This window comes from Sphingobium limneticum (genome assembly GCF_008710155.1).
Classification (GTDB): Bacteria; Pseudomonadota; Alphaproteobacteria; order Sphingomonadales; family Sphingomonadaceae; genus Sphingobium; species Sphingobium limneticum.
The window spans coordinates 294,327-300,797 of record NZ_VYPZ01000005.1; the positions used below are offsets into that span (position 1 = coordinate 294,327).

Below are 6,471 nucleotides of genomic sequence, written 5' to 3' on the forward strand. Positions count from 1 at the left end.
CGCTCTCCCACCCCGAAGACCATTGGTGCGTCTTTCGTTGACAGACGGCGGCCATAAACCGAGGCAGGGAAGCCATGACGCTCGATCAACTTCTTACCCTCCTGGTTCTGGCGACGGTCGTCGCCGCGCTCATCTGGGACAAGGTGCGAGCCGATGTGGTGGCGCTGAGCGGGGCAGCCCTACTGCTGATAACGGGCGTGGTCAGGCCGGTCGAAGTGCAGAGCGCCTTTGCCAGCCCCGCAATCATGGCGCTCGCATCGCTGTTCGTCATCGCCTACGCGTTGGAATTGAGCGGACTGCTGGACCGCGCGATTGTGTTGGGTGTCAACCTGTGCAAGCGCATGGGATCGAAAGGGATCTGGCTACTCCTCACCATGATCGGCTGTGCCTCCTGCTTTCTCAACTCGACCCCCATCGTCGTGCTGGGTGCCCCCGTAATCCGTGACATCGCGCAGTCGCTGGGCCAGTCGCCCAAGCGCTATCTGATGCCGCTTTCCTACATCACCGTGCTGACTGGCTGCTGCACGCTCATCGGCACCTCGACTAACCTGCTTGTCGACGACATGGCGCGCGTCGCGGGACAACCCCGCTTCGGCTTCTTCGAGATCACGCCCGTGGGTCTGCCCGTCGCGATCGTCGGCGGCCTCTACCTTCTGCTGGTGAGCGGGCATATGCTCGCTCGGCCCGAGGAGGAGACGCAATCGCATCCCAAGGCGATCGACCCGCACGCGATTCATAGCGCTCAGGTCGGAGACGCCACGCTGTTTGCCGAGCCACGCATCCTGCATCCGCGCAAGGCCGCACTGGCCGCCGGAATATTCGTGGGCGTCATCGCGCTTGCCGCGTTGAACGTTGCGCCGATCGCCGCGACCGCGCTGACCGGGGCCGTCCTGCTCATTCTTCTGCGCGTGATCAGCCCGGATGAGGCCTATGCCGGCCTCAAGCCCGAAATCCTTATCCTGATCGCCGGGATGGTCGTGATCGGTATCGCCATGGACCAGAGCGGGCTGGCGTCGCAGGCGTCGGAACTGCTCATCGCCAGTGTGGAAGGGCTCAGTCCACTCGTCGCACTCATCGTGCTCTACGGCGTCACCATGGTCCTGACCGAACTTCTCTCCAACGCCACGGTCGCGGTATTAGTGACGCCTGTCGCCGTCGCGCTGGCCGACAGTCTAGGGGTCAGCCCGCGTCCCTTCCTAATCGCCGTCATGATTGCAGCCAGCGCGGCTTTCGCCACCCCGTTTGGCTATCAGACCAACGTCATCGTTTATCAGATGGCAGGCTACCGCTATATGGATTTTGTGCGCGTCGGGCTTCCGCTCAACTTCATCACTTTTGCCGTGGCCATCGTTGCGATCCAGGCGGCCTTTCCTTTCTAGAGCCGACTTATCGGACGTTTTTGCTGAAAAAATTAGAAAGCGCCGACGGCAAGGAGCAGCGCGAAAGTAAGCGCAACTGATGCGATTATGCTCCAGACGAAACCGGAGTCTAACTGTCGCTTCATAATCGTTCTCCAAAAGTCAGACAGCGAACGATCCAGTGCCGTTCAGGCGCGATCCGCCTACGTTCTCACGGTGGATGGCCATAAGGATGCCGAGCAGGATCAGCACCGTCATCATCGCTGAGCCTCCGTAGGACATGAGTGGCAGCGGAATGCCGACGACCGGCGCCAGCCCCATCACCATGGCAAGGTTGATCGACACATAAAGGAAGATGGTGAAGGCCAGGCCGCAAGCCGTCAGTCGAGTGAAGATCGTGTCACCGGCGACACCCAGGCGCCAGCCCCAGCGAATGAGATAACCGTAAGTCAACACGACGAAGAGGCCGCCCATGACGCCCCACTCTTCCGCCATTGTCGCGAAGATGAAATCGGTATGCGCTTCGGGCAGATAGGCTAGGTGGCTTTGGGTGCCATCAAGGAAACCCTTGCCGAACAGTCCGCCTGATCCGATCGCTATTTTCGATTGGGTAATGTGATAGCCCGTGCCCAATGGATCGCCTTCCGGGTCCATGAACACCAGCACCCGGTTTTTCTGATAATCGTGCAGCATGCTCCATGCGACGGGGAGTGCGGCAAGAAGAGCGGCACCCGCTGTCAAGAACCAGCGTAGTCCGACACCGGCGAGAAAGATGACGAGCACGCTCGCCATGGAAATCATCATGGCGGTGCCAAGGTCGGGCTGGAGCATGACCAGCGCAGCGGGGACAGCGAAAAGGGCGATCGGCGCAACAAGCACCGATGGCGTGCTGACATAGATCGCCGGTAGCCGGTGAAAAAACTTGGCGAGGCTGAGCACGACCGCGATCTTCATAAACTCGGACGGCTGCAACCGTATAAAACCGAGGTCGATCCAGCGTTGCGCACCCATACCGATTTTGCCGAACAGTTCGACGATCAGCAGCAGTACGAGCGTGACGCCGTATAGCGGATAGGCAATGTCCATCCAGCGGGCCACGGAGATGCGCGACAGAGCGAACATCAACCCGGACAGCAGTACAAAGCGAAGGCCCTGGTTGGAAGCCCAGGGCGAAATCGAGCCGCCAGCTGCGGAGTAGAGGGTAGCAAGACCGAACAGTACGATCGCCATCAATGTTGCCAGCATCCCCAAGGGAAGGGTGCGGATGGCTGCGGGGACGAGCGACAACGCGGTAATGCTCCAGATACTGTCATGGAGGGCGGCCTGCCGCCCGTCTTCGGGTGGGTCAGATTGCCGGTTTTGATCGTTCCGGTTGCGCCCAGCGTAAGATGGCGTAGCCGATAATTCCGGACAGAAATGAACCAGCCAGGATGCCGATCTTGGCTTCCGACTGGAGCAACGCTTCGCCGGGAAATGCCAAAAGCGTGATGAACAAGCTCATCGTGAAGCCGATGCCGCACAGAAAGGCGACGCCGAGCATCTGTAGCCGGCTTGCATGAGCGGGCAGGTCCGCGAACCCCAAACGGATCGCAAGCATGGAAAACCCGAAGACGCCGATCACCTTACCCATCAGCAAGCCGAGCGCCACGCCCAGCGTGACCGGCGCAGCCAGTGCTTCGGCGGGCAGGCTCAGCACCGGGACGCCCGCATTGGCGAGGCCGAAAATCGGCACGATCAGGAAGCCAACCGGCAGATGCAGGAAATGCTCAAGCCGGTGCAGCGGACTTTTCGTTTCACTGTCCGGACGCGCAGGGGTCCGGTCCATTGGGATAGTCAAAGCCAGGACGACACCAGCCAGCGTCGCGTGAATGCCGGATCGGTAGACCAGCACCCATAGCAGGATACCCAGTAGCAGGTACGGGCTGAGACGACGCACCTTGAACCGATTGAGGGCGACCAGCGCGGCGACCACACCTCCCGCTGCGGCAAGGTCGATGACCGACAGGTCAGCCGTGTAGAAAAAAGCAATGATAACTACGGCGCCCAGATCGTCGATAATCGCCAGGGCCGTCAGGAATATCCGGAGCGACGCCGGCACACGGCTGCCAAGCAGCGAGATAACGCCAAGTGCGAAGGCGATATCAGTGGCTGCCGGAATGGCCCAGCCATGCACCGATGCGCCTTGGTTGAAAGCAACGTAAACAAGGGCAGGAGCGATCATCCCTCCGGCTGCTGCGATCCCTGGCAGGACACGCCTCGACCAGCTCGAAAGCTGGCCATCGAGCATCTCGCGTTTGATCTCCAGACCGACAAGCAGGAAAAAGACCGCCATCAGCGCATCGTTGATCCAGTGTCCCAGAGATAGCGGCCCGATATAGAGATGAAGCAGTGCTTCATATCCCGGGCCAAGCGGAGAGTTGGCGATGATAAGGGCTGCCGCTGCCGCGCCCATCAGGACGAGTCCAGCAGAAGATTGCGCATCCAGAAATCGGCGCAGGGCACTGGGATGGATGCGGTGATAGTCCGTCATGCGGTCGGCCTTGGCTGTGGGTCGTCAGGGTTGAGGGTTGCTGGCCGCCCAAAAACACCCGCCAAAGCGAGCGACACAAACTGCCGAAGCTGCTGATATTCACAAAAGCGAGTACGAGGCAAATTGGAAGTTTCGTTGCTGCTTATAGCTACAGGCTATAAGGCATAGGCATGCCGACGTTACAGCAGCTTCGATACCTGGTCGCGGTCGCCGACACGCTGAGTTTCAGCCGTGCTGCTCAAGCATGCCACGTCACTCAACCGACCCTTAGCCTTCAACTCAAGGAGCTGGAAGGCAGACTCAAAGCGCGCCTTGTGGAGCGGACGCGGGCACGGGTGCTCCTGACACCAGTGGGAATCGAAATCGCCCATCGGGCAAGACGCGTGTTGGCGGATGTCGACGACATAAAGGAAGTTGGCCGGCGCGACGAACAGGGAGGCCTTAAGGGCACGCTTCAAATGGGCGTCGTCCAAACCGTCGGTGCCTATGTTTTGTCCGTCGCGATGCCATCGCTTCGCGCATGTTACCCGGACACGCGCATTTTCGTCCGCGAGGATCGCCTGGAAAATCTCCCCTCGAAGCTCTCAGACGGCACGCATGATCTGCTGCTCTTGCCAGAAGCGATCAATCACCCGGATTTCACCAGCACTCCCCTGATTCGGGAGCCGCTCCAATTGGTCATGCCGACGGATCACCGGCTCGCCCAGCAGGCGGTGATTGATCCCGAAGCTATTGCAGGCGAGACGATATTGGTCATGGAGCGTGGACGTCGGCTCCATGATGAGATTGCTGCGCTCTGCAATGATTTTGGCGCGCTCCAGGCCCAGGATTACGCCGGGACGACGCTCGACACTCTTCGCCTCATGGTGACCACCGGAATGGGACTGTCGCTGCTACCTGCGCTCTATGTCCGCTCGGATGTTCTGCGGGAGAAGCTGATTGTCGCACGGCCATTGTCGCGGCGGGCGCCTGTGCGTCAGGTCACGATGGTATGGCGCAGTTCATCACCACGCAGCGATGCCTATCACCGCCTCGCTGCCACAATTGCGGAGACGTTGCTTCCGTGGGCGGAGAAGGAAGCTTAGGCCCAAGCGCGTGGCGTCCCTTGATCTTTTCCGCTTCGCCCATCATACGGCGTACCACGGTAATGGATTTCTGCCGGACCTTCGGGTCGAACCGCCCTGACAAGGGACGATGATTCCTACTTGGCGCCGCAAGGCAGCAAGGAGGAATCGTGCGCGCGACTTTTCGCAACCTGTTCAGTATAATCAATGTGGCGGCCTTTCTCCGGGATCGACACGATCATGCGATGTCGGTCGTGCGCTGGACGCTGATCCTGGTTCCCCTGGCCGCGCTGATCGGCACGTTGTGTGCCGCATTCCTGTGGAGTCTGGATGCGGCAACACAGGCCCGTTTCGATCATCCCTGGCTTCTCTATCTTTTGCCGGCAGGTGGCGCGGCAATCGCCCTGCTCTACCATCGCACCGGTAAGTCGGTCGAAGCGGGCAACAATCTGATCGTCGAGCAAATTCATGAGCCAGGGGGCGGCGTTCCCCTGCGAATGGCGCCGTTGGTCTTCATCGGTACTATCGCCACACATTTGTTCGGCGGAGCGGCAGGCCGCGAAGGCACAGCGGTGCAACTCGGCGGCAGCCTTGCAAGCGCTGCCGCCCGACTGTTCAAACTTGACGCTCCGAGCATCCGCATCGTTTTGATGGCTGGGGTCGCTGCCGGCTTCGGGGCTGTTTTCGGCACGCCGCTAGCCGGCGCTGTGTTCGCGCTCGAAGTACTGGCGGTCGGCCGCATGGAATATAGCGGGATCTTACCGTGTCTGCTTGCCGCGCTGGTGGGCGACTGGACGTGCCATGCCTGGGGCATCCATCACACGCCCTACCAGGTCAGTAGCATTACTGGAGGCGTGGGCGCTCTGATCGTCGAACCGCTGATTCTCGCCAAGGCGGCCGTAGCAGGGGTGGCATTCGGCCTGGCAGGACTCCTATTTGCCGAAGCCAATCACGCGCTCGGCGGGTTCCTCAAGGCTCGCATTCCCTATGGCCCTCTGCGGGCGGCCTTTGGCGGCATATTGGTCATCGCGCTGGTCTGGATTTTTGGCACACGTGCCTATCTTGGTCTTGGCGTCTGGTCCGCCATTCCCGGAGACCCGACCATCGCTGGCTTCTTCACCGGTCCTGCCGATCGGTGGAGCTGGGCGCTCAAGATGGTCTTTACGGTCGTGACCCTCAGCGCCGGCTTCAAGGGCGGCGAAGTGACGCCGCTATTCTTCATCGGGGCAGCACTCGGCAATGCGCTGGGTTGGCTGCTCGGCGCGCCGCTCGACCTTTTCGCCGGCCTTGGGTTCGTCGCCGTCTTTGCCGGCGCGGCCAATACACCGCTTGCCTGTACGATCATGGGTATCGAGTTGTTCGGGGCCACCCACGCGGTTCCGATCGCGGTGGTGTAGAGGGCGGTGACAAACCAGGCCAATGTAACGCCAGCGATTTGCTGAGCGTGGCGGTTTAAAAACCAGCCATTGGATAGGTTGCTCCTTTTAAGGGGGGTGGCCGGGGATGTTTGCCGTGGAGA

The 6,471-nt window shown here is 60.6% G+C and carries 5 protein-coding genes and 1 riboswitch; of the genes, 3 read left to right on the top strand and 2 right to left on the bottom strand.

From position 1 onward, the window contains the following. The first annotated feature begins 74 nt into the window (after positions 1–74). Positions 75–1,379, top strand: a complete 1,305-nt coding sequence (locus tag F4U94_RS09250) for an SLC13 family permease (protein WP_120251148.1) — start codon at positions 75–77, stop codon at positions 1,377–1,379. A gap of 141 nt (positions 1,380–1,520) precedes the next feature. Here F4U94_RS09250 and rodA read toward each other — a convergent pair whose 3' ends face one another. After that, positions 1,521–2,645 carry a rod shape-determining protein RodA gene (gene rodA, locus F4U94_RS09255; RefSeq protein ID WP_120251147.1) on the bottom strand — a complete coding sequence of 375 codons (1,125 nt, stop codon included), beginning with the start codon at positions 2,643–2,645 and terminating at the stop codon, positions 1,521–1,523. A 58-nt stretch (positions 2,646–2,703) separates the two neighbouring features. Continuing rightward, entirely contained in the window at positions 2,704–3,888 is a 1,185-nt protein-coding gene (gene nhaA / locus F4U94_RS09260; RefSeq protein WP_120251146.1) for a Na+/H+ antiporter NhaA, read from the bottom strand. A gap of 170 nt (positions 3,889–4,058) precedes the next feature. Here nhaA and F4U94_RS09265 point away from each other — a divergent pair, with 170 nt between their 5' ends. Then, positions 4,059–4,973 carry a hydrogen peroxide-inducible genes activator gene (locus F4U94_RS09265; RefSeq protein WP_120251145.1) on the top strand — a complete coding sequence of 305 codons (915 nt, stop codon included), beginning with the start codon at positions 4,059–4,061 and terminating at the stop codon, positions 4,971–4,973. 49 nt (positions 4,974–5,022) lie between these two features. Then, positions 5,023–5,099: riboswitch (Fluoride riboswitch) on the top strand. Positions 5,100–5,122: 23 nt separating this feature from the next. After that, positions 5,123–6,349, top strand: coding sequence for a voltage-gated chloride channel family protein (locus tag F4U94_RS09270; protein ID WP_150411892.1), 1,227 nt, complete (start codon positions 5,123–5,125; stop codon positions 6,347–6,349). Positions 6,350–6,471 lie beyond the last annotated feature (122 nt).